At 64.2% G+C, this 22,097-nt stretch carries 22 protein-coding genes; 11 read left to right on the top strand and 11 right to left on the bottom strand.

Annotated features, from left to right (window positions below; genetic code table 11):
* Positions 1-247 precede the first annotated feature (247 nt).
* The 3 genes from HIM68_RS13230 to HIM68_RS13220 form a co-directional block, all read right to left on the bottom strand.
* A complete protein-coding gene (locus HIM68_RS13230) occupies positions 248-418 on the bottom strand; it encodes a hypothetical protein (protein ID WP_172172908.1) in 171 nt (56 codons plus the stop codon).
* A 15-nt stretch (positions 419-433) separates the two neighbouring features.
* Positions 434-1,804: an OFA family MFS transporter gene (locus HIM68_RS13225; RefSeq protein ID WP_172172906.1), complete on the bottom strand. Its 1,371-nt coding sequence runs from the start codon at positions 1,802-1,804 to the stop codon at positions 434-436.
* A gap of 204 nt (positions 1,805-2,008) precedes the next feature.
* The gene (locus HIM68_RS13220) at positions 2,009-2,794 is read right to left on the bottom strand and encodes a SurA N-terminal domain-containing protein (protein ID WP_367647533.1); all 786 of its coding nucleotides are present in this window, start codon (positions 2,792-2,794) and stop codon (positions 2,009-2,011) included.
* Positions 2,795-3,042: 248 nt separating this feature from the next.
* Here HIM68_RS13220 and HIM68_RS13215 point away from each other — a divergent pair, with 248 nt between their 5' ends.
* Positions 3,043-3,399, top strand: a complete 357-nt coding sequence (locus HIM68_RS13215) for a VOC family protein (RefSeq protein WP_139906545.1) — start codon at positions 3,043-3,045, stop codon at positions 3,397-3,399.
* Here HIM68_RS13215 and HIM68_RS13210 read toward each other — a convergent pair.
* Together HIM68_RS13210 and HIM68_RS13205 are read right to left on the bottom strand one after the other, a co-directional pair.
* Positions 3,380-4,555 (bottom strand): epoxide hydrolase family protein, encoded by a 1,176-nt coding sequence (locus HIM68_RS13210; RefSeq protein WP_172172904.1) that lies wholly within the window; start codon positions 4,553-4,555, stop codon positions 3,380-3,382. The two genes, HIM68_RS13215 and HIM68_RS13210, sit on opposite strands and share 20 nt — an antisense overlap.
* A gap of 64 nt (positions 4,556-4,619) precedes the next feature.
* Entirely contained in the window at positions 4,620-5,402 is a 783-nt protein-coding gene (locus HIM68_RS13205; RefSeq protein ID WP_172172902.1) for an NAD(P)H-dependent oxidoreductase, read from the bottom strand.
* Between the two features lie 67 nt (positions 5,403-5,469).
* Between HIM68_RS13205 and HIM68_RS13200 the strand changes: the two genes are divergently transcribed.
* The gene (locus HIM68_RS13200) at positions 5,470-5,805 is read left to right on the top strand and encodes a helix-turn-helix domain-containing protein (RefSeq protein WP_172172900.1); all 336 of its coding nucleotides are present in this window, start codon (positions 5,470-5,472) and stop codon (positions 5,803-5,805) included.
* A 56-nt stretch (positions 5,806-5,861) separates the two neighbouring features.
* Here the strand turns inward: HIM68_RS13200 and HIM68_RS13195 are convergent, their stop codons facing one another.
* Entirely contained in the window at positions 5,862-6,419 is a 558-nt protein-coding gene (locus tag HIM68_RS13195; protein ID WP_139467764.1) for a dihydrofolate reductase family protein, read from the bottom strand.
* Positions 6,420-6,578: 159 nt separating this feature from the next.
* Here HIM68_RS13195 and HIM68_RS13190 point away from each other — a divergent pair, with 159 nt between their 5' ends.
* The gene (locus HIM68_RS13190) at positions 6,579-7,778 is read left to right on the top strand and encodes a M20 family metallopeptidase (protein WP_172172898.1); all 1,200 of its coding nucleotides are present in this window, start codon (positions 6,579-6,581) and stop codon (positions 7,776-7,778) included.
* 115 nt (positions 7,779-7,893) lie between these two features.
* Here HIM68_RS13190 and HIM68_RS13185 read toward each other — a convergent pair whose 3' ends face one another.
* Together HIM68_RS13185 and HIM68_RS13180 are read right to left on the bottom strand one after the other, a co-directional pair.
* Entirely contained in the window at positions 7,894-9,636 is a 1,743-nt protein-coding gene (locus tag HIM68_RS13185) for a BCCT family transporter (RefSeq protein ID WP_172172896.1), read from the bottom strand.
* Between the two features lie 74 nt (positions 9,637-9,710).
* Positions 9,711-10,673: a flavin reductase gene (locus HIM68_RS13180; RefSeq protein ID WP_139467767.1), complete on the bottom strand. Its 963-nt coding sequence runs from the start codon at positions 10,671-10,673 to the stop codon at positions 9,711-9,713.
* A gap of 142 nt (positions 10,674-10,815) precedes the next feature.
* On the opposite strand from HIM68_RS13180, the gene HIM68_RS13175 reads away from it, so the two are divergent.
* The 6 genes from HIM68_RS13175 to HIM68_RS13150 all read left to right on the top strand — a co-directional run bounded on the left by HIM68_RS13175 (position 10,816) and on the right by HIM68_RS13150 (position 15,662).
* Positions 10,816-11,526, top strand: a complete 711-nt coding sequence (locus HIM68_RS13175) for an amino acid synthesis family protein (RefSeq protein ID WP_172172894.1) — start codon at positions 10,816-10,818, stop codon at positions 11,524-11,526.
* Complete coding sequence (locus HIM68_RS13170) at positions 11,523-12,074, top strand: amino acid synthesis family protein (RefSeq protein WP_172172892.1); 552 nt, start codon at positions 11,523-11,525, stop codon at positions 12,072-12,074. Before HIM68_RS13175 ends, HIM68_RS13170 begins: the two co-directional genes overlap by 4 nt.
* Before the next feature lie 15 nt (positions 12,075-12,089).
* On the top strand, positions 12,090-12,833 hold the full coding sequence (locus tag HIM68_RS13165; RefSeq protein WP_172172890.1) for an alpha/beta fold hydrolase: 744 nt from the start codon (positions 12,090-12,092) through the stop codon (positions 12,831-12,833).
* Positions 12,830-14,314, top strand: coding sequence for an aldehyde dehydrogenase (locus tag HIM68_RS13160; RefSeq protein ID WP_253903965.1), 1,485 nt, complete (start codon positions 12,830-12,832; stop codon positions 14,312-14,314). The genes HIM68_RS13165 and HIM68_RS13160 overlap by 4 nt, the downstream gene beginning before the upstream one ends.
* 4 nt (positions 14,315-14,318) lie before the next feature.
* On the top strand, positions 14,319-14,540 hold the full coding sequence (locus HIM68_RS13155; RefSeq protein ID WP_139467772.1) for a tautomerase family protein: 222 nt from the start codon (positions 14,319-14,321) through the stop codon (positions 14,538-14,540).
* 75 nt (positions 14,541-14,615) lie between these two features.
* The gene (locus HIM68_RS13150; protein ID WP_172172888.1) at positions 14,616-15,662 is read left to right on the top strand and encodes an LLM class flavin-dependent oxidoreductase; all 1,047 of its coding nucleotides are present in this window, start codon (positions 14,616-14,618) and stop codon (positions 15,660-15,662) included.
* 124 nt (positions 15,663-15,786) lie between these two features.
* On the opposite strand, the gene HIM68_RS13145 is transcribed toward HIM68_RS13150, so the two are convergent.
* The 3 genes from HIM68_RS13145 to HIM68_RS13135 form a co-directional block, all read right to left on the bottom strand.
* Positions 15,787-16,467 carry a GntR family transcriptional regulator gene (locus tag HIM68_RS13145; protein WP_172172886.1) on the bottom strand — a complete coding sequence of 227 codons (681 nt, stop codon included), beginning with the start codon at positions 16,465-16,467 and terminating at the stop codon, positions 15,787-15,789.
* Between the two features lie 312 nt (positions 16,468-16,779).
* A complete protein-coding gene (fdhA, locus tag HIM68_RS13140; protein ID WP_172172884.1) occupies positions 16,780-17,994 on the bottom strand; it encodes a formaldehyde dehydrogenase, glutathione-independent in 1,215 nt (404 codons plus the stop codon).
* 171 nt (positions 17,995-18,165) lie between these two features.
* The gene (locus HIM68_RS13135; protein ID WP_139906551.1) at positions 18,166-19,098 is read right to left on the bottom strand and encodes a LysR family transcriptional regulator; all 933 of its coding nucleotides are present in this window, start codon (positions 19,096-19,098) and stop codon (positions 18,166-18,168) included.
* A 262-nt stretch (positions 19,099-19,360) separates the two neighbouring features.
* On the opposite strand from HIM68_RS13135, the gene HIM68_RS13130 reads away from it, so the two are divergent.
* Together HIM68_RS13130 and HIM68_RS13125 are read left to right on the top strand one after the other, a co-directional pair.
* Positions 19,361-20,581: an SRPBCC family protein gene (locus HIM68_RS13130; RefSeq protein WP_229664036.1), complete on the top strand. Its 1,221-nt coding sequence runs from the start codon at positions 19,361-19,363 to the stop codon at positions 20,579-20,581.
* A complete protein-coding gene (locus tag HIM68_RS13125; protein ID WP_172172882.1) occupies positions 20,578-22,092 on the top strand; it encodes a flavin reductase family protein in 1,515 nt (504 codons plus the stop codon). The genes HIM68_RS13130 and HIM68_RS13125 overlap by 4 nt, the downstream gene beginning before the upstream one ends.
* The last annotated feature ends 5 nt before the right edge of the window (positions 22,093-22,097 follow it).

Here is a 22,097-nt window from a genome sequence, read left to right as displayed (position 1 = left end):
AGTCGCTGGCAAGGGGCCGGCGAAGATTCTTCACTGAGGGGGAGGAAGACGGTCGGGGGTCACAGCAGGGCTGTCCACGGCCGGTCCGACCATGACTGAAGACGACCGAACCCCGGCAGAACCATGGTTCTGCCGGGGATCGGAAGGGTGCCCGCGTCGAGGACGGCGGGTGGGCGGCTGCGTAGGGGCCGCCTCGGCTAGGTGAGGGTGGGGAACCGCCTTGGCGGGGATCCTGTCTGAGGGAGTCTCAGCCGGTGAAGATCGCGACGGCCTTGACCACGGTCAGAGACAGGCCCCAGAGGAGGCCGCCGACCACGACAACGGTGAGGACGGAGCCGACGGCCTTATAGGCGCCGCCGACGGGGGACTGCGGCGATCCGGAGTCGGGGACGTGGGCTACGGGGGTGGAATCGTTCATGATCTGACCCTTCCTTCAGTTCTCTTCGAGGGCGGCGGCCTGCTTGGCGGCGACGTCCTCTTCACGTTCGAAGTATTTCTCGCTGACCGGGCGGACGAGCACATTGGCGATGAAGCCGATGGCCAGCGCGCCGACCATGATGAACATTCCCGGAGTGTAGAGCTCGGGGCCTTCCTTCCCTGCCACCTCGCCGGCCTCGACGACGGAGTTGACGATGAGCGGACCGGCCACACCGGCCGCCGACCAGGCGGTGAGCAGGGCACCGTGGATGGCTCCGACCTGGTAGACGCCGAAGAGGTCCTTGAGGTAGGCGGGGATCGTGGCGAACCCGCCGCCGTAGAAGGAGATGATGATGAGGGTGGCGAGCACGAAGAGGAAGATCGAGCCGCCGCCGAAGAGGGCGACGACGAGGTAGAGGATCGCACCGACGCCGAGGTACATCATGTAGTTGTTCTTTCGACCCAGGTAGTCCGAGGTCGTCGACCAGATGAACCGGCCGCCCATATTGCCGATCGAGAGCAGACCGACGAAGCCGGCCGCTGCGGCCGCGGTGATGCCGAAGTAGGACTGGATCATCGGGGCGGCGTTCTCGAGGATGCCGATGCCCGCGGTGACGTTGAGGAACAGGACGACCCACAGCAGCCAGAACTGCGGTGTGCGGATGGCATTGCGGACCGAGACGTTGCCCTTCGTCTGCATCGGCTTCGCCTCGACCTTCGAGGGGTCGAAGCCCTTCGGGGTCCATTCGGGGTGGGGGACGCGGATGACGAAGGCACCGGCGGCGATGACGACGGCATAGACGATGCCGAGGGTGACGAAGGTCGGGGTCAGACCGGCGACGAGGTGTTCCGGGTCGGAGCCGCCGCCGAAGAGGGCCATGAGCTGGTTCGACATCGGGCTGGCGATGAGGGCACCGCCGCCGAAGCCCATGATGGCCAGTCCCGTGGCCAGGCCCGGACGGTCAGGGAACCATTTCATCAGGGTCGAGACCGGGGAGATGTAGCCGATGCCCAGACCGATTCCGCCGATCACTCCGTAGCCGAGGTAGACCAGCCACAGCTGCCCGGTCATGATGCCGAGCGAGGCGATGAAGAAGCCGACGACCCAGCAGGTTCCGGCCGCGACCATCGAGGCGCGGGGGCCGTTCTTCTCCACCCAGGGGCCGAAGACGGCAGAGGAGATGCCGAGCATGAGAATCGCGATCGAGAAGATCCAGCCGATCGAGACCTCACCGGCGTCGAAGTGCGACATGAAGGGGATCTTGAAGACGCTGAATGCGTAGACCTGGCCGATGCACAGGTGGATGGCCAGAGCGGCCGGTGGGATCAGCCACCGGTTGAAGTTCTTCGGCGCGACGATCGCCGAGCGCGTGAGAATGGAAGCCACGGGAAGTCCTTTTCTGCAGTGGAACTCGTGTCACCGTCGACACCGGTCAGCGGACGGCAGGTGCGGCCGGCGGTCAGTTGACCGACCGGAGAGTCCACCTCAGAGTAAGTTCCACACAAGAGAAATGCGAGGAACACTCAGCATTTTCTTGAGAAAAGGCGGCAATTTCTTGCCAAGTGGGATGTCGTCCGTGGCTCTCGGGGCTCAGAGGTGGATCGTGACGTCGGCCTGCTTACGCAGCTTCTTCGCGAACTTCTGCGTTGCTTCCTGAGACTTCTGGTTCTTCACCTGTTCCTTGAGCTGGGGACGCATGTCCTCGATCGGCGGCATCTCCTGCTGGCCCTGGCCGCCCTGCTGCGCCATCTGCTCCTGCTGGGACTTCGCCTGTTCGTAGGCCTGCCCGATCTCTTCGCCGCTGACCTCGAACTCACCGTATTCGTCCTCGACGAGGCGCTCGATCTTCAGCTGGTTCTTCAGCTCCGAGCGGACGTTCTCCTCGTCCATGCCCTGGTCCTTCATGGCTTTGAGGAAGTCCTTCTCGCTCATCTGTCCCGATTTCGCGGATTCCTTGAGCCCCTTGTCGATGTCCTTGTCCGAGACGTCGATATTGCGCTTGTCGGCTTCCTGGACGAGCACTTCGGTGCTCACAAGGTTCTCGACCGTCTGCTTCTTCAGGCCCTTCTCATCGACCGGCTGTCCGGACTGCTGAGCCTGCATCTGCATCTGCTGATACTGGGTTTCGAAGAGGGGAACGAAGTCGTCCTTGAGGATCTTCTCGCCGTTGACCTCGGCGACGACCTTCGGAATGTCCTTCGTGTTCGGTTTGCCCTGCTGGCCCTGTTGGTCTTGAGCAGAGTCGGCGCCGGGGGACTGTTCGGCCGCGGCCGAGGACTCCTTCGGCTTTGCTTCGTCGCCCTGACTGCCGCAGGCGGCCAACGCCACCACGGATACGGACATGGCCAGGCCGAGCAGCCACCGGTTCGTTCGCACATTCACTCCTGCTCATCGGTTTCAGCCTGCCAGGCTAACAGTGCCGACTCCCCGAAGAATGTGTGGAGTATGTGCGTCGCTTGGCAAGGACGATTGCGGTCGGCAGGATCGGGGAGGCCCCGGGTGTTCTCTGTTCGTCTCGGATTCGTCGATCGGGCACTGACGGTCGGCCGCCTCGGCGGATACACTGCGGCTACCGGAATCGTACGGAGCACGGTCCGTGCCATCCGCAGCGAAGGGAGTTGGCCATGGAATCGACGTTTCGCGGAGTGTTCCTCACCTGCACAGACGCCGAGGCGACCGCCGCCTTCTATCGCGAGATCGCGGGGCTGCCGCTGACGACCGAGGGCGATGAGGAGTACTCCTACTTCGTCGTCGAGGCCGGGGGAGTGCAGGTGGCTCTGCACTCGGCCGAGGCGTTCGCCGACTATGCGTTCCCGCCGGTGACGGAGTCGAATCTCACGCACCTGTACTTCCGGATCCCGGATCAGGCGGAGTTCCTCGAACGGATCAAGAATGCCGGCACTCCGCTCGTGGCGGTCGACGATGTCGTCGTCACGGTCGAGGACCCCGACGGCCGGAAAGTCATGTTCGGCACGGCGTGAGGATTGCCGTCAGACCGGCCCTGAGGTCAGCGAGGAACTCGTGCGGTGCTTCGAGGGACGGGAAGTGTCCGCCTTTCGGGGCCGCCTGCCAGCGGACGATGCGCCGGTAGCGATGCTGTGACAATGCGCGCGGATACCTTTCGATATCGCAGGGGTACATCGTGATAGCCGTGCGAACGTCGACTCGCAGATCGGGGTCGAGGGAGTCGTGGCTTTCGAAGTAGATGCGCGCCGAGGAGGCACCGGTGCGCATCAGCCAGTACAGAGAGACGTTGTCGAGCAGTCGGTCCCGTGAGATCTTCTCGAAGGGGCTGTCGCGGGTGTCCGTCCATTCGGCGAATTTGTCGAGGATCCACGCCAGTTGTCCGACCGGCGAGTCGACGAGGCCGTATCCGATGGTCTGTGGGCGGGTGGCCTGCTGATGGGCATATGCGGCCCGATTGGCCCAGAAGTCTGCAGCGTCTTCGGCCCATGCGCGCTCGCTTGCTGTCAGCTCGTCGAGTGATGCGTCGGGGACGCCAGGGGCGTAGGTGGTGTGGATTCCGATGAGATGATCGGGGAAGCGTCCGCCGAGGATCGTGGTGATCACCCCTCCCCAGTCACCGCCGAAGGCTGCGAAGCGGTCGTAACCGAGCCTGCTCATGAGCGTCACCCAGGCTTCGGCGATCTTCTCCGTCGACCAGCCGGTGCTGCTCGGCTTGTCGCTGAATCCGAAACCCGGCAGTGAGGGAACAACGCAGTGGAACGCCGGTGCCTCGGGATCGGTCGGTTCGGCTAGTTCGTCGATGACATCGACGTATTCGGCGATGCTGCCGGGCCACCCATGGGTGAGGACCAACGGGGTTGCGTTGGGTCGCGAGGACCGGCGGTGGAGGAAGTGGATTCCGAGTCCGTCGATGACGGTGCGGAACTGGCCGATCTCGTTGAGCCGAGTCTCGAAGTTTCGCCACGAATAGTCGGTTCGCCAGTAGTCCACGAGGTCGACGAGGTCGGTGAGCGGGACACCCTGGGACCACCGGCCAGGTCCCGGTGCCGGTATCTGGCTCGCGATGGTCTCTGCTTCGGGCAGGCGGGCAGAGGTGAGCCTGCGGTTGAGGTCATCGATTTCGGACTGCGGGAGGTGGAGGTGGAAGGGTTCGACGGCACTTGTGCTCATGGGTTCGGTGGGCCTTTCGATAGTGCGGCGTACGACGGGCGGCGGATCTGTATTGAGCGTCCGGTCAGCAGGCGGTGTGGATCCGCAGCCCGTGCTCTCCGGGGCACAGGTGGGGCGCGAGTTCCCAATCGGTGGTGTACTCGCCGGTGAACTGCGGCCGGTAGGGGATCGTCGGGGCAGTGAAGAGCTCGCCGAGGCGGTCTGTCAGTCGGGAGCGGATCGGCGTCAGGTCGTCGATACGGTCGGCGCTGGAAATGGCGAACGGTTCGAGAACGCTCATGCCGGTGTAGGCGAAGGTCCCGTGCAGGAGGCCGAAGAGGAGTTCGCTGAGCTCTCCGGACTTCCCGCGGGGGCCGATGGCGTGCGGACGATCTCCGAGTGTGGTGATGACGAGCGCGCGTTTGCCGGTGAAAGGTCCTTGCTCGAAGCGGAGCCGTCGTCCGGTAGTCTCGTCGGTGCCGAAGGCGAAGCCGCTGACGAAGACTCGGTCGAACCAGCCTTTGAGGATCGCCGGCATCCCGTACCACCACAGCGGGAACTGAATGACGAGCGCATCTGCCCGTCGCAGCTTCTCCTGCTCGCGGACGATCGCGTCAGGTTGGGTGCCGGCGAGGTGCGCAGCGCGGCTGTCGGCACTGATGCGGAACCGATCCGATGAGTGGATGCTGGCATCGCGCGGACGCACCACCGGGTCCCATTCCATGGCATAGAGATCGGATTCGACGACGGCGTGGCCGAGTGTGCGCAGATGCTCGATTCCGATCGTGCGCAAGCTTCCGTTGAGCGAACGTGGTTCGGGGTGGGCACTCAGCCAGAGGACGGTCGAACGGGTGTCATCGTATTGCATGTCTCCATCGTGGGTGCTTAGAGTACGAGCGTCTAGTACGGACATTTCTGTCCCTGTGGAGGTGCCTATGCGGTTGCCGGTCCGGCGCGCGATGGAGGTGTGCCCTGTCGAGGTGGCAGTCTCGGCGGTCGGCGGCACCTGGAAGCTCACTGTCATCAAGCATCTGCTCGAGAGAACTCGCCGGTTCAACGAACTCGGGCGACTGGTGCCTTTGGCGAACACGAAGACTCTCACCAGGCAGCTGCGCGAGCTCGAGGAGGACGGTCTGGTTCTGCGCACCGTCTATCCGGAAGTGCCGCCGCGCGTCGAGTACTCACTGACCGATCTGGGACGCAGCCTTCAACCGATCGTCGAGGCGATGAACGAGTGGGGCAAGGACTTCGAACGCACTCACGCGGACTGAAGACAGGGGCAAGTGCCGTCCGCGGGCTCTGGCGCTCGGTCCTGCCGTATGGTGCTTCAGGCGCTCGGCTCGTAGGCCGAGTAGGTGATGCCGCTCGGGAAGGACTTCGCATCGATGAGCTTGAGGCGCGGCGGTCTGGCCGAGTGCGCGCCGTCGTGAAAGTAACCGCGTCCGCGACCCTGCCATACCGGATAGGTGAACATCCGATACTCATCGACGAGTCCCTCCGCGATAAGTTCGTGGGCCAGGGTGATGCTGCCGGTGACGATGACATCGCGTCCCGGTGCCTCGCGCAGGTCAGCGACCGCGCGCAGCGGATCGGAGCTGATGATCTGTGTGTTCTGCCAGCCCGGTTCGGTCAACGTCGAAGACACGACGCGTTTGTCGACCTGATTGAGGTGGTCCGCGACTCCGGTGGTGTCATCGGTGGCGTTCGGCCAATAGCCGCGGAAGTCCTCGAAGGTCTGCCGACCGAGCAGCAGCACGTCCTCGTTCGCGGACTGCCGCATGAGTTCGGCCGAGAGCTCTTCGTCCTGGGCCTGCGGATCGAACCAGTCGTCGAGCATCTCGACACGACCGTCGAGGGTGATGTTCTGAGTAATGATGATGCGCACGCTCGGTCTCCTCGTTGAGTGACGTGGGTAATCAACATTACTTGCCCGTGCAGACCGGCAACAAGGGTGCGTTGACCACCGCAGGGCATAGATTGGTAACAGCAGTCGACCGGAACCGGTCGAACCGAACCGCACGCCACCCACACGATGAGGAGCCCCATGACCACCCCAGATTTCCGCACCGAAGCTCAGGGCCACCTCGGCGATCTCATTTCCCTGCGACGGAAGCTGCACGCGAACCCCGAACTGGGATTCGACCTTCCTTTCACGCAGCGGACGGTGCTCGATGAGCTCGCCGGGCTGGGACTTGAGATCACCACGGGGGAGTCGCTCACCTCGGTGGTGGCCGTCCTCAAGGGCGGGAAACCCGGGCCCGCGGTGCTGCTGCGCGGCGACATGGACGCGCTGCCGGTCGTCGAGGACACCGGCCTCGACTTCGCCTCTGAGAACGGGAACATGCACGCGTGCGGTCACGACCTGCACACGGCGGGGCTTGTCGGCGCCGCACGCTTGCTCGCCGCCCACCGCGAGGAGATCCCCGGATCGATCATCTTCATGTTCCAGCCCGCCGAGGAGGTCGAAGGCGGGGCCGAGCCGATGATCGCCGAGGGCGTGCTCGAAGCCGCCGGTGTCCCGGTCGTCGCGGCCTACGGCATCCACGTCGAAGCCGACGTTCGAGGTCGATTCACGACGAAGGGCGGGCCGCTCATGGCCGGCTTCGCCGACCTCAACCTGACCATCCACGGGGCGGGCGGACACAGCAGTCAACCGCAGGCGACCCGCGACCCCGTGCCGGCGCTCGCCGAGGTGGTGCTGGCCCTGAATACGATGACCGGTCGGTCCTTCGACATCTTCGATCCCGTCGTCGTCTCGGTCACTCAGCTCGAAGCCGCGCAGGCCAGCAACGTCATCCCGGACTCGGCGAAGCTCACCGCCTCCATCCGCTTCCTCTCCGCCGAGTCTGTGGCCCTGCTGCAGGAGCGGGTGACGGAGATCGCCGAGAACATCGCCCGGGCTCACCGCTGCACCGCCGAGGTGGACTTCCAAGTGGGATTCCCCGTGACCGTGAACAACCCTGCCGAGTCGACGGTCGTGCTCGAGCGACTGGGCTCAGTATTCGGGTCCGAGCGGGTCGTCGAGATGGAGCATCCGCGGATGGGGTCCGAGGACTTCTCATTCGTCTTGCAGAAAGTGCCGGGCACATTCGTGTTCCTCGGCGCAACACCCGAGGGCATCGACCCGGACGCCGAGACGAACCACTCACCCAGGGTGGTCTTCGACGACGGGCTGCTCGGGGATCAGGCTGCAGCGCTCGCCCACCTGGCGTTTGCGCGGCTGGAAGACGAGGAGAAGCGCTGACACCTCTGGCACAAAACAGTGGTCGCAATCGGATACTCAGGAGGTCGTCCTGAAAGTATCCGATTGCGACCATTTTTCGAGATTCCGTCTGAGTCGGTGGAGTCTGCCAGCGGGGTCAGTCGGCGGCGGGTGCCGGCTTGACGGTGGTGTCATCGATATCAACGGACTCTTCGCCGCGCGTGCCTGTCCCGCCAGTTTCGAGGTCCCTGCGCCGCACCGTGCGGTACGCATCCATCGTCTGATCCTCGTGCAGCGTTTTGACGATGCAGTAGCCGAGCAGCGCCACGATGACCGCGAACGGCAGGGCGGAGAGCATCGCCGCTTGCTGAAGTGCCGCGAGTCCTCCGGCGAAGAAGAGGACCATCGCCGATGTTCCCGTGAGCGCACCCCAGACGGCGAGCACCCATCGGCTCGGCTCGAGCGTGCCGCGAGACGTGAGCATGCTGAGCACGAATGTGTTCGCATCCGCACCCGAGACGAAGTAGAGGACGACGAGAAGAATCGCGATCACCGAGGTGAGGCCCACCCAGGGCAGATGTTCGAGGGTCTCGAAGAACGCCGAATTCACATCTTCGGCCGCTGCCGCGCCGATCCCGCCATCACCGTCCATGTCGATCTTGATCGCGGTGCCTCCGAAGATCGTGAACCAGACGAAGAAGACAAGACTGGGAATGCCCATGACGCCGAGGACGAATTCGCGGACGGTCCGCCCCTTCGAGATCTTCGCGAGGAAGACGCCGACGAAAGCGCCCCAGCTCAGCCACCAGGCCATCATGAAGTAGGTCCAGTACTGGTACCACTCGACATCACCCGAGACCAGCGGAGTGAGCAGGCTGACCTTGAAGAAGTCGTTGAGGTACTCACCCGTCGAGCGGAAGAAGAGGTTTCCGATGAACCCGGTCGGCCCGACGATGAGGACGAAGAGGCCGAGGAAGATCGAGAGCACGGCCGTCGTCTGGCTGAGGAACTTGATCCCGCGGTTGACTCCCGAGAGTGCCGAGAGCGTGAAGACCACCGTGATGCCGAGGATGATGATGATCTGAACGAATAGCTCGTTCGGGATTCCGAAGACTCGGTTGAGGCCCTCGCTGATCTGCGAGGCACCGAGGCCGAGCGACGTGGTCGTGCCGAACAGCGTGGCGATGACGGCGAGGATGTCGATGACATTTCCCAGCCAGCCGTCCATTGCCTTGCCGAACAGTGGCCGCAGCATCGGGGAGATCAGTCCGGTGTTGCCGCGCCGGTGAGTCGAGTAGGCGATGGCGAGGCCGAAGACACCGAACACGGCCCAGGCATGCGGTCCCCAGTCGAAGTAGGAGAACTGCAGAGCACGTACGGCGGCTTCGTTGGTGCCGGGGTCGGCGAGCCCATGCGGAGGGGTGGTGAAGTGGGTGATCGGTTCGGCCACACCGTAGCTGATGAGACCGATGCCCATCACCGCGGAGAGAATCATCGTCAGCCAGGCCCAAGTGCTGTATTCGGGGCGATCATCGTCAGCGCCGAGGCGGACTCGGCCGAAACGACCGAAACCGAGGTAGACGAGGAGGCCGATGCACCCGAGAGTGAGGACGAGATAGACCCATCCCACCTTCGCTGCGACAGCATCCATGGCAGTGGTCATCGCCGCAGCCATGCCGTCGGGAGAGAGGACTCCCCACAACGTGAATGTGCCGACACCGAGGATCGAGATCCAGAAGACGCGTCCAGGTCGGTGCCGCATGGAATCGGCATAGCGTACGGCCGGGCTCGGCCCGGTCAGAGAGTCGAGACCGCTGCCGGGCAGCTGTGCGCGGCGGTGTCCGCTCCGTTCCCCACTGTCATCGTCAACGTTGGGGTCATGGTCGGGTTCGGAATACATCAGGACTCCACTTCTTCGTGTGTCGTAGGGAGAGGGGTTCGGGCGGCATCGGAGTTCGCCAGGGCGGGGCGAGATCAGTTGAGAGAGGTGAGATCTTCGCTGTCGAAGAAGCGACCGGCTTTGTAGATCATCGGCTCGTCCTCGGATGCCTCGGCACTGCGGACACGTCCGATGAAGACCGTGTGGGTCAGCGCTTGGAAGCGCTCCTTGATCTCGACTTCGATCGATGCTGCTGAGCCGTCGATGAGTGGAGAGCCGCTGGCTCCCTTGTGCCAGTCGAGCTCGGCGAACTTGTCTGCGGCTTTGGACGCGAACGTGCCGATGGTGTCCCGCTGATTCCGGCTCATGATGTTGATGCCCATGTGCGTTGAGCGGAAGAGCGCGGGATACGTCGACGAGGTCTTCTGTACGCAGACGAGCACGAGCGGCGGGTCGAGAGAGACCGAATTGTAGGAGTTGACCGCGAGGCCGCGCGGCTTGCCGTCCTCGTCTGTGGTGGTGACGACGGTGACGCCGGTGATGAACTGACGGTTGAAGGCCTTGAGGGCATCGGCCGAGGGCTCTCCGGAGAGGTCATCGGTGACGACTTCGGGTTGAGCCTCGAATGCCGAGGACAGGGACTTCAGGCCCAGATCGGCCAGGAGCTCGTGGGCATCCCAGGTGACCTCTTCGCGGGCGATCCGGCCCTCTTCGAGGCGGATGAGATTGGAACCGTGCGTCGTCACCGGCTGTCCTGTGGGCGGAACGTCGTTGAGCGGCTGGGTGAAAGTGCCCTCCGAGTGCCAGTAGATCGCGCCCTGGTCGCCTTCGATGAGGATGTGGTCGATCGTCGTTGTGAGGTCGGGGAAGGCGGCGCGGATCTCATTGATCTCGGCCTTCGTCTCCTCGGCGGTCATGGTCCGACCGGAGTTGGCTGACACTCGCTGGTAGTCGTCGGTGAAGAGCGAATCGAGCGCATCGGTGCGCCCGCTGTCCCAGGCCTCGTGCCACACTGCGCGGATTTCTGTCTTGAGCTGTTCAATCGTGATCTGTTGCATGCTAGATAGCGTAGATAGAGTGTGATGCATTCGTCAATAGATCGTGAAAAACTCGTAAAACGCGCAATCTAAGAGAGCTATTGACATGCTTCGATGCATGCAAGTAGATTCCTTGTATGCAACAAACTCGAGAGAAGGACGCATGACAACCACCCCGACACGGCTGCAGAAGCCGGGCCTCGGAGCACAGAAGCCCAGCCTCGATCGATTGAATGATTTCGATGAGCTGCCGGCTGATTTCGACGAGCTCGCCTGGCGTCTCGGTGTCCGATCGATCACCGTGCAGCGTGAAGAGATCATCGCCGACGGCGGAGCCTCGCCGGATGCCCCGTTGACGCAGGCGGCCGCCATCGCCGTGCTCGCCAATCCCTGGGCGGGCACGGACACGCAGGCCGATCTGGCGCCGGCTGCCGAACAGGTTGCACCGGTGCTCGCAAAAGTGCTCACCGACAGACTGCTTGACGCGCTCGGGCCGGCTTCTGCGATCGAGGCCTTCGGCAAGGGTGCCGTCGTCGGTGTCGATGGAGAACTTGAGCACGCTGGGGCTCTCATCCACACTCCGTACTTCGGCAATATCATGCGAGAGATGCTTGAAGGCACTTCTGTTCTCTGCTTCGCCGACGGTCGATCGGGTCCTTCGGCATCGATCAGGGTGCCGATGTGGCACAAGACCCACGCCACCTCGCGAGACCACTATCAGACCATCGACCTGCGACTTGCCGATGCTCCGAAGGCTGACGAACTCTGTGTGATTGCGGCGGCCTCAACGGGGCCGAGGCCCTTCGCCCGCATCGGCGACCGTCGCACCGACGGTGCTGTGACCACCGAAATCCTGAAAGGACTGACGAAATGAATATTCGCAAGATCACGACGGTGACCGAAGAGATCCTGGCCGAAGGCGGACGGCGAACGGACCCCGTCATCACTGTGGCTGCCGTGGCGGCAGTCATCGAGAACCCTTGGCATGGGCAGGGCTTCGTTGAGGACCTCGGCCCGGGAATCGACGCGACGGCGAGCGAACTCGGCGCTGTTCTCGCTCCACGGGTCATGGAGGCTCTGGGCGGCACGCTCGAGGCCTATGGCAAGGCCGCGATCGTCGGACTCTCGGGAGAGATCGAGCACGGTTCGGCACTCATCCACACCCTCAAGTTCGGCAACCACTTCCGCGACGCCGCGCAGGCCTCGACTCTTCTGCCGGCTGTGGAGAAGCGCGGCGAGGCCGGAGCTGTCTTCGACATCCCTCTGAAGCACTTCACCGACGCGACGATCCGGTCTCATCACCAGACCTTCGAGTGGAGGGTCGCGGACGCTCCGCACCCCGGCGAGATCCTCATTGCACTCGCGGGCTCCACCGGCGGTCGCCCGCAGCAGCGACTCGCTTCGCTCTCGACCGAGCAGTAGGAAACGAGACGGACGATGCCGACAGACGATGAAGTCCCGGTCGTGCTGCTCCACGGGGTCGGTCTCGACCGCACGGTATGGTCACGGGTCGAAGCACTGCTGTCCAGGACCGCCTCGGCGATCGACCTGCCCGGACACGGTGCGCAGCCGCCGCTGACCGGCCCCACGGACCTGGCGGCGATGGCATCTGATGTGCTCGCACGGATGCCGGCCGGTCAAGTGCACCTCGTGGGGTTCTCCCTCGGCTCGCTCGTCGCCCAGCAGATCGCGATCGAGGAGCCGACGCGCGTGCGCAGCCTCACCTGCGTGAGTTCCGTGTGCGCTCGCACGCAGGAGGAATCTGCCGCAGTGCAGGGGCGACTCGAAGGAGCGGAGTCGGACTTCCGCGGCAGCATGGAACGAGCACTCGACCGATGGTTCCCGGAAGATGAGGGAGATTCCGAAACGCTGCGGGACGAGACGCGGCCTGTGCTTCTGGCCAACGACCCCGATTCCTACCGCCACGCCTATGCCGTCTTCGCGGCGGGCGACCGGGAGCTCGAATCGAAGCTGAATGCGATCAGCTCACCGACCTTGGCGATCACCGGCGAACTCGACCCGGGATCGACTCCGGAGATGAGCGAGAGGATCGCGAACCGGATTCCGGACACACGGGTCGCGATCGTCTCCGGCGCACGCCACATGCTGCCCGTCACCCACCCTGAGGTGCTCACCGATCACCTCCGCGCCCTGATCAACCACACAGAAGGGAGTCGATGATGACTACGCGACTCGACCATTTCATCGGAGGGGAGCATCGCGCACCCGCCGACGGGGAATACCTCGAGAGCACGAACCCTGCGACCCTTGAGACGCTCTACAGCTTCGCTCGCGGCACAGGCGCCGATATCGCACAGGCAGTCGAGGCCGCGCAGCGAGCCTTCGACTCCACCGCTTGGCAACGGACCACGCCGACGCAGCGAGGGCACCTGCTGCGCCGATTCGGCGACCTCATCGGGCAGAACGCCGAGGAGCTCGCCCGTTTCGAGAGTCAGGACAACGGCAAGCTCCTGCGCGAGATGAAGGGGCAGCTGCAGGGCCTGCCCGAATACCTCTACTACTATGCGGGACTGGCCGATAAGGTGCAGGGATCGCAGATCCCTACGAATTCGCCCGAAGTCATCAACTTCACCCAGCGCGAGGCGCTCGGCGTCGTCGGACTCATCACGCCGTGGAATTCGCCGATGACCTTGACGATCTCGAAGCTCGCACCGGCGCTGGCGGCGGGGAACACCACGGTCATCAAGCCGAGCGAATACACCTCGCGAACGATTCTGCGCCTGGCCGAACTTGCGGACGAGGCCGGTTTCCCCGCCGGCGCCGTCAACGTCGTCACTGGCCTCGGCGCCGAGGCGGGACAGGCCCTCGTCGACGCACCGCAGCTGGCGAAGATCTCATTCACCGGCTCGACCCGGACGGGTTCGGCCATCGCCAAGTCCGCGGCCGGCCGCTTCATCGGATCGACGCTCGAATTGGGTGGAAAGTCTCCGAACATCGTCTTCGACGATGCGAACGTGTCCAATGCGGCGATGGGCGTCATCGCCGGCATCTTCGCCGCAGCCGGACAGACCTGCATCGCCGGGTCTCGAGTCTTCGTCCAGCGCGGGGTCTACGACGAACTCCTTGAAAAGGTCACCGCTAGGGCGGCATCGATCGTCATCGGCGATCCCATGGCCGAGGACACCGAGCTCGGACCGCTCGCCTTCGCGGCTCAGCGGGACAAGGTCGAGGAATACGTCCGCCTCGGCGAGGAAGAAGGCGGACAGATCGCCTACGGGGGCAATCGTCCCGATGTCGGTCTGCCCGGGTACTTCTTCGAACCGACCGTTCTCACGGAGACGACGAACGATATGCGCATCTGCCAGGAGGAGATCTTCGGGCCGGTTGCCGCGATCATGCCCTTCGACACCGAGGAGGAGGTCCTCGGGCTGGCCAACGACACCGAATACGGACTGGCTGCCGGGGTGTGGACGCAGAACCTCGCCCGCGGGATGAGGATGTCGCAGCGACTCGATGCTGGCACCGTGTGGATCAACATGTATCGGGCGATGTCGCCGATGTCTCCTCGGCAGGGTTTCAAGAACTCCGGGGTCGGGGTCGAACACGGTCTTGAGTCGATGCACGAGTACACCAGGCTCAAGAGCGTATGGATCAACACCGACGAAGGGCCGGTCGCAGATCCCTTCGTGCTGGGCAGGTGAGATCATGCCGCTCATCGATATCTCGATCGCGAGAGGGCGCACTCCCGAACAGCTGCGTGCCCTCATCGCCGGAGTTCATGAAGTTGCCGCATCCACGACGGGAGCCGCCGACGAGAACATCACCGTGATCGTCCGCGAAGTAGAGAAGGACCTCTGGTCGCGGACGAACACGACGATCACTGAACGCGAGAGTGCCGCGGCCGGTGTTCGGGAGACCGACGGCTGAATACCGCCACGGCGATCACACATCACTGAAGAACATGTCGGAGGCACGGAGGCCTCCGCTGGGAAAGGAACCATCATGCGCTTTTCACTCTTCCTGCACATGGAACGCTGGGACGACTCGGTCAGCCCTCAAGAGCATTGGAAGAACCTCGTCGAGCTCGTCAAGATCGCCGAAGCCGGAGGTTTCGGCACTGTCTGGATCGGTGAGCACCACTCGATGGAGTACGTCTCCTCGCCGAGCCCGATGCCGCAGCTGGCCTACCTGGCCGCCGAGACGTCGACGATCCGACTGGGATCGGGCACGATCATCGCCCCTTTCTGGCACCCGCTGCGTGCGGCGGGCGAAGTCGCGCTGCTCGATGTGCTCAGCGGCGGTCGGGCCGAGGTCGGCATCGCCCGCGGTGCTTACCAGTTCGAGTTCAACCGCATGGCCGACGGCATGCCCGCAGCCGACGGCGGCGAATACCTGCGTGAACTCGTTCCTGCGATGAAGGAACTGCTCCAAGGTGACTACGCCCATGAGGGCAAGCATTGGCAGTTCCCCGTCTCGACGGCCGTGCCGAAGCCGGTGCAGACCCCGACTCCTCCGATCTGGCTGGCCGCCCGCAGCCCCGAGACTCATGACTTCGCCGTCGCCAACGGCTGCAACGTCCAGGTCACGCCGCTGATGAAGGACGACCGTGAGGTCGAAGACCTGATGAACAAATTCAACACCGCGGTCGCCGCCCATCCCGAGGTCGAGAAGCGCCCCGAGATCATGGTGCTGCGCCACACCTACGTCCACTCCCCGGAGGAGCCGGACGGTTGGAAGGTGGGTGCCGCCGGGGTGAACAAGTACTACCGGACGTTCTCGTCGTGGGCCTTCGGGAAGAAGGACCCCATCGACGGATTCCTCGATCCGACCCCGGAGGAGAACTTCGCCGACCGCCCCGAATTCGAGCTCGAGTCGCTGCACAAGTCAGCGATGATCGGCACCCCGGCGGAGGTGACCGAACGCATCCGCCACTACGAGGACCTCGGCTACGACGAGTACAGCTTCTGGTCGGACAACGCGCTCAGCCATGATGAGAAGAAGGCGTCCCTGCAGCTCTTCATCGACGAGGTGGTTCCGAACTTCCAGTGAGGTGACCAGTTCGCCTGACGGCGTACGCCAACGGGGCCGGGAAACATAGAGTTTCCCGGCCCCGCTGGCGTGCGTCAGAGGTGGCGACGGCTCAGCATCAGGTGGTCCGGCCGTTTTCTGGAAGTCAGGAGTCGCGCTCGAGAGACAGGGTGGTGCGTGTCTGTGGAACGAGGAGTTCCTGGGTCGAGGCGAACACGTGCGCACGCATCGTCGTTTCGGCGCCGAACGGGTCCTTGTCCTGGATCATCGTGAGAATCTGGCGGTGCTCTCGGCTCGAGTCCACTGCCCTGCCCGGATGGTTGAGAGTTTTGCGCACGAGTCTGAAGTAAGCGAGCTGATTCATCAGGCGCGAGTACTGTTCGACGAGTTTGTTGTTGTCCGCTCCGTCGACGAGGGTCTGGTGGAAGTCCTGAACCTGCGAAGCGTAGGTGTCTGTGTCGCCTGCGTTCGACGACACCTCTGATGCTGCGACGATCTCTTCGAGCTGGTCGAGTTCCGGGCAGGGCCCGCGGCGAGCCATCAGGGCGGCGGCCAGGCCTTCGAGGACCTCCTTGAGCTGGAAGAGCTCGACGATCTCGCGTCGGTTCGGCTCGCGGATGAAGGTGCCGACCTTTGGGCGGATTTCGATGAGGCCCTCGAGCTGGAGCTGCTTGAGGACCTCTCGGATCGGGGTTCGGCTGACATCGAACTCCTGTGCGAGGGAGACCTCGGAGAGCGGATTGCCCGGTTCCAGTTCGCCGCTGGTGATCTTCGACCGGATACGCTCGAGAAGCGTGGGTGGCGGGGAATCGGGAGAATTCTGCATAGCCCGATGCTATGTTGCATGCATCAAAAGGGTCAAGGCGAATGTGGTCTATCCTCGCGCTTGGCCGCAACGGCAATGTTTTCTTTGGCTGGGACCTAGGCTCGAGTGCATCTACACACGACTGCGTGGCAAATTCTGCCATGCAAGATACGTCACTTGGGTGCTCTCTTTTCGGTCCATGGGGCACAAAACAGTGGTCGCAATCGGATACTCAGGAGGTCGTCCTGAAAGTATCCGATTGCGACCACTTCTCACCGCTTCACCCGGCTTTCGGCCATGAGAAGCTCGGGCTCAGCGTGAGGTCTGAGAGCCTCAGGCGGAGATGAGGCCGTGCGGGTCGAGGACGAACTTCTTCGCGACACCGGAGTCGAAGTCGGCGTAGCCCTGCGGGGCATCCTCGAGGCGGATCGGGGTCGCATTGACGTTCTTCGCGATCGAGACCTTGTCGTGCAGGATCGCCTGCATCAGCCCCCGGTTGTACTTCATCACCGGGCACTGGCCGGTCACGAACACATGCGACTTCGCGAATCCGAGACCGAAGCGCATCGACAGCGACCCTTCCTTCGCCGCCTCATCGGGCGCGCCAGGATCGCCGGTGACATAGAGGCCGGGGATGCCGAGGCTGCCGCCGGCTCGGGTGATGTCCATGAGCGAGTTGAGCACCGTTGCCGGCGCCTCGTGGCTGGCGTCCTTGCCGTGTCCGCGCGCCTCGAAGCCGACGGCGTCGATTCCGCAGTCGACCTCGGGCTCGCCGAGGATCTGCGCGATCTGGTCCTTCGGGTCACCCTTGGACACGTCGACCGTCTCGCACCCGAATCCGCGGGCCTGAGCCAGTCGATCCTCGTTGAGATCGCCGACGATGACGCAGGCCGCACCGAGCAGATGCGCCGAGGTGGCCGCGGCGATTCCGACCGGGCCCGCACCGGCGACGTAGACCGTCGAACCCACCCCGACGCCGGCGCTGACGGCGCCGTGGAACCCGGTGGGGAAGATGTCGGAGAGCATCGTGAGGTCGAGGATCTTCTCCATCGCCTGATCCTTGTCCGGGAACTTCAGGACGTTCCAGTCGGCATACGGTACGAGCACGTACTCTGCCTGGCCGCCGACCCAGCCGCCCATATCGACATAGCCATAGGCCGAGCCCGGACGATCGGGATTGACGTTGAGGCAGATGCCGGTCTTGCCTTCCTTGCAGTTGCGGCAGCGACCGCACGAGATGTTGAACGGCACCGACACGAGATCGCCGACCTTGACGAATTCGACGTCTCGGCCCACCTCGACGACCTCACCGGTGATCTCGTGTCCGAGCACGAGACCCTCCGGGGCAGTCGTACGGCCCCGGACCATGTGCTGGTCGGAGCCGCAGATGTTCGTCGCCACCGTCTTGAGGATGACACCGTGATCGACCTTGCGGCCGATATTGGCGGGATTGACTCCAGGCCCGTCCTTGAGGACGAATTCCGGGTACTCGGTGTCGATTACCTCGACCTTCCCGGGACCTGCATAGCTGATTGCCTTATTGCTCATCGTTGAGCCTCCATGGGTGCGAAAGCGTGGGAATTCGATATGCGAGTGCGACGAACGGGAACCCGTCGACAGCTCTGACATATCAGTCTGACATCAGACTTAGATGCAGTCTCGCCGTCGTGAGAGAGCTCTGTCAAGCCCCCGTGTCGGTGGCCGGGCAGAGGTGCCGTTTCAGGAGTCTTCGCGCAGGCGCGTCGAGAGGATGTACTGGGAGGTCGTGCGCAGATGTTGAAGGGAATCCCTGATCAGCGGGGATCTGCGACTGCCGGCGCGGACAGCGGCGATGATCTTCCGGCTCAGTCTCCCGGTGCCCGTCAGCCTCACCCGGCTGACGTTGTCCTCTCCGGCGAGGCTGGCCAGCCTCGGCAGCAGGCTCACTCCGACCCCGGCGCCGACCAGGGCCGCCGACGTCTCCCACTCCGCGGACTCGTGCGCGACCGTCGGCGTCACTCCCGCGGCGGTGAACGCGGCGATGAAGAGCGAATGATAGGGCGAGCCCGGGCCGGCCGTGATCCAATCCTCACCGGCGAGCTCGCTGAGAGTCACCGACTCCCTGCCCGCCGCAGGGTGGCCTGAAGGCACCATGACGTCGAGGGGATCGTCGAGGAGGTCGATGCTCTCGAAGCGGGGATCCTCCTCGACCTGGACATTGCCCTGCATCGAGACGATGACGGCGAGGTCGATGCGCTCGGCGACGAGGAGCTCGAAGCAGCGAGTCGGAGTCGCCTCGATCACGTGGACGCGGACCTTCGGCCGTGAAGCCCGCAGGTTCGCCGCCAAGGGCGCGAGCAGGTTCGAGGATGCGGTCGAGAAGCCCCCGATTCCGAAGTGAGTGGGGGCCTGATCCCCGGCCCCGAGCGCGCCGGCGCGGATGTCCTCCCATGCGGCGGTCAGTTCGTCGGAGCGGCGGACGAGGTAGCGCCCCGTCGCAGTCAGTCGCAGACCGCGACCGTCCTTGACGAGAAGGGTCATGCCCAGGGACTGCTGCAGCTCTCTGAGCTGGCCGGAGACCGCCGATGCGGAGTAGCCGGTGAGCTCGGCGGTGGCGGCGATGGTGCCGCAGGCGGCGAAGGTGCGCAGTGTCGTCAGGCGCGGATCGATCATGCGCACAATTATGCAGTGAATCCGCAGAATATGTAACGAAATCTCGCGCTTTTTCTGCAGGGAGTTCCTCGCTAGTGTGACTGTCGAGATCGTTCCGGCAGCACACGGTCTCCGCGGTCTCCGCCGAGGATTTCGCCCCTTCCATCGGTGGGCCGCTGCAGGCAGACATCAAGGGAGATGAGCATTGACAGCTACTAACCTGGCACCGACGAAGAAGGGCTTCCCTGCGGGATTCACCGAGGAGAAGCTCGACGAGACCCGAATCCGACTCGACACCCGTCGGACAGGCTTCTCGCTCGAAGCTCCGTTCTACACGGATCCCAACCTCTTCAATCTCGATATGCAGGCCATCTTCGGTCAGCACTGGGTCTTCGCGTGCAGCGTCGCCGAGATCCCCGAGCCGGGTGACTATGTCACGCTCGACTACGGTCCGTACTCCCTCATCGTCCTGCACAACGACGACGGCGGCGTCAACGTCCTCCACAACGTCTGCCGCCACCGCGGGGCACGAGTCCTCACCGATGCGCAGGGAACGACGGGCAACCTCGTCTGCGGCTACCACTCGTGGACGTACTCCCCCGAGGGCGACCTCATCCACGCCTCGGCGCCGGGGGAGATGACCTTCGACAAGTCCTGCTACGCACTCAAACGCGCGCACGGGAAGATCGCCGCCGGACTCGTGTTCATCTGCCTGGCCGAAGAGCCGCCGACGGACTTCCACGAGACCGCGAAGATCTTCGAACCTTATATCGCCCCTCATGAGCTGGCGAAGACGAAAGTCGCCTATCAGCAGAACATCGTCGAAGAGGGCAACTGGAAGCTCGTGATGGAGAACAACCGCGAGTGCTACCACTGCGACGGCCACCCGGAACTCGCGTGCTCGCTGTTCCCGACCTGGGGCCTGACCGATGAGACGATCCCGCCCCACCTCGAAGACGTCTGGGACCGCAACCAGCAGGCGCAGGCCTCCCTCGAATACCGCTGCCGCCGCTACGGCCTGCCCTATGAAGTCGTCGAAGAACTCGACACCCGGGTCGGCGGCATCCGCATCTCCCGCGAATCGCTCGACGGAGCGGGGGAGTCCTTCTCGGCAGACGGGCGCCGGCTGTCGAAGAAGCTGCTCGGCGATCTGCCGGACTTCCGCCTCGGCCGCTGCTCGATGCATCTGCAGCCGAACTCCTGGTTCCACCTCCTCGGCGATCACGTCATCACCTTCGCGGCATTCCCGATCAGTGCCTCGAAGACCCTCGTGCGCACCACTTGGCTCGTCGCCGACGACGCCGTCGAAGGCGTCGACTATGACCTTGAGACCCTGACGCACACATGGAAGCAGACCAACCTGCAGGACAAGGCCTTCGTCGAACTCTGCCAGCAGGGAGCGGCGAGTCCGTTCTATGAGCAGGGTCCGTATATGAAGAGCGAATACCAGGTCGAAGCCTTCATCAACTGGTACGTGCAGCGGATGCGGGAGCACGTCGGATGAGATCCTCCGCTGTGCCCGCGCTGCCGCTGGCCCAGCGGGTGCGCGGACTGGAGATGCCCTGGAACCGCGTGCTCTCGAGCGCCTCGGGGCCGGCCGGAGCCGCCACCGCGCTGGGTCCGTGGCACCCGCAGGAATTCGCCGCCGAATGTGTGGAGACCATCCCCGAGGCGGGAGGGATGATGGTCTTCGTCTTCCGTCGCATGGACGGGGCGCCCCTGGCGTTCCGGTCGGGGCAGTACATCAACATCGACTTCCCCATCGACGGACCGACTGCCGAGCCGGTGTCGCGCAGCTATTCGATCTCCTCGGCCCCGACCGAGCCGTGGACGTTCTCTATCACGATCAAACGCGACCCCAAGGGCAAGGTGTCGCCCTGGGCGCATGACAATATCCGCCCCGGCACCGTCCTCGACATGCTCGGCCCGGTCGGTGCGTTCCACCTCGCCGATTATGACCGGCGAGCACGGTTCCTGCTGCTCGCTGCCGGAGCCGGAATCACTCCGCTGATGTCGATGATCCGCACCGTCCACTCGCTGCCCGGCCAGGCCGATGTCGTCCTCCTCTACCACGGAGCCGCCCCCGACTCCTTCGCCTTCTCCGAGGAACTCGACTTCCTCGCGAACGTGGATTTCCGGATCAAGGTCATCTACTGCCTCGGCGATCGGGAATGCGGCGACGAATGGGAAGGGCGGACGGGACGGCTGTCGACGTCGCTTCTCGAGGAGCTCGTCCCCGACGCCAACGGTCGGCAGGTCTTCGCCTGCGGCCCGGAGGGATACCTCAACTCCGCGACCGAACTGCTGCGCGAAGTCGGCGTCGACGACACCTCGGTGTTCATGGAGTTCTTCTCGGGCGATCGTGAGATCCGGGCCGAATACGCCGAGGAAGTCGCCATCGCCGGCGAGATCGCCGAGGAGATCGCGGCGACGACCGAGGAATACTTCGAGTCCCAGCCGGCCGCGCTCGATATGTACGAACCCGAGTACGACGCCGACGGACCGGTCGAGGCGGTCGGCGCACCGACCGAAGCCGTCGACGCCGAGGCGGTCGTGCCCGTCGACGACGAGGTCGAGATCGAGGTCGTCGGGGTCACCGATGAGAACCTCGCCGAGGTGGGGCCCGGATCTGCGTCCGACGCTGGGCCCGCGGTCCCGGCTGGGGATGGGGCGGCCGCCTCGGCGGGGGGATCGGGCGACGATGACGAAATCGCCGTCGTCGACCCGGCCGCACTGCCTACTGTGGGGCAGGGTGAGCACACGATGTCGTTTGTGCGCACCGGCCTCAACGTCTGCGTCGGGGAGGACGAAACGGTCCTCCAGGCCGCGCGGAAGGCGGGGGTGAAGATCCCCGCGAACTGTCAGGAGGGCATGTGCGGATCCTGCAAGGTCGTCAAGCTCGACGGCGATGTCGAGATGAACCATCTGGGCGGAATCCGCGCCAGAGAGATCGACGCGGGGAAGTTCCTGCCGTGCTGCTCGACGGCGAAGACCGACCTCGTCATCGACGCCTGAACCGG

This window comes from Brevibacterium sp. CT2-23B, from assembly GCF_013168765.1.
Taxonomy (GTDB): Bacteria; Actinomycetota; Actinomycetes; order Actinomycetales; family Brevibacteriaceae; genus Brevibacterium; species Brevibacterium sediminis.
This window is presented reverse-complemented; position numbering and strand designations above follow the sequence as displayed.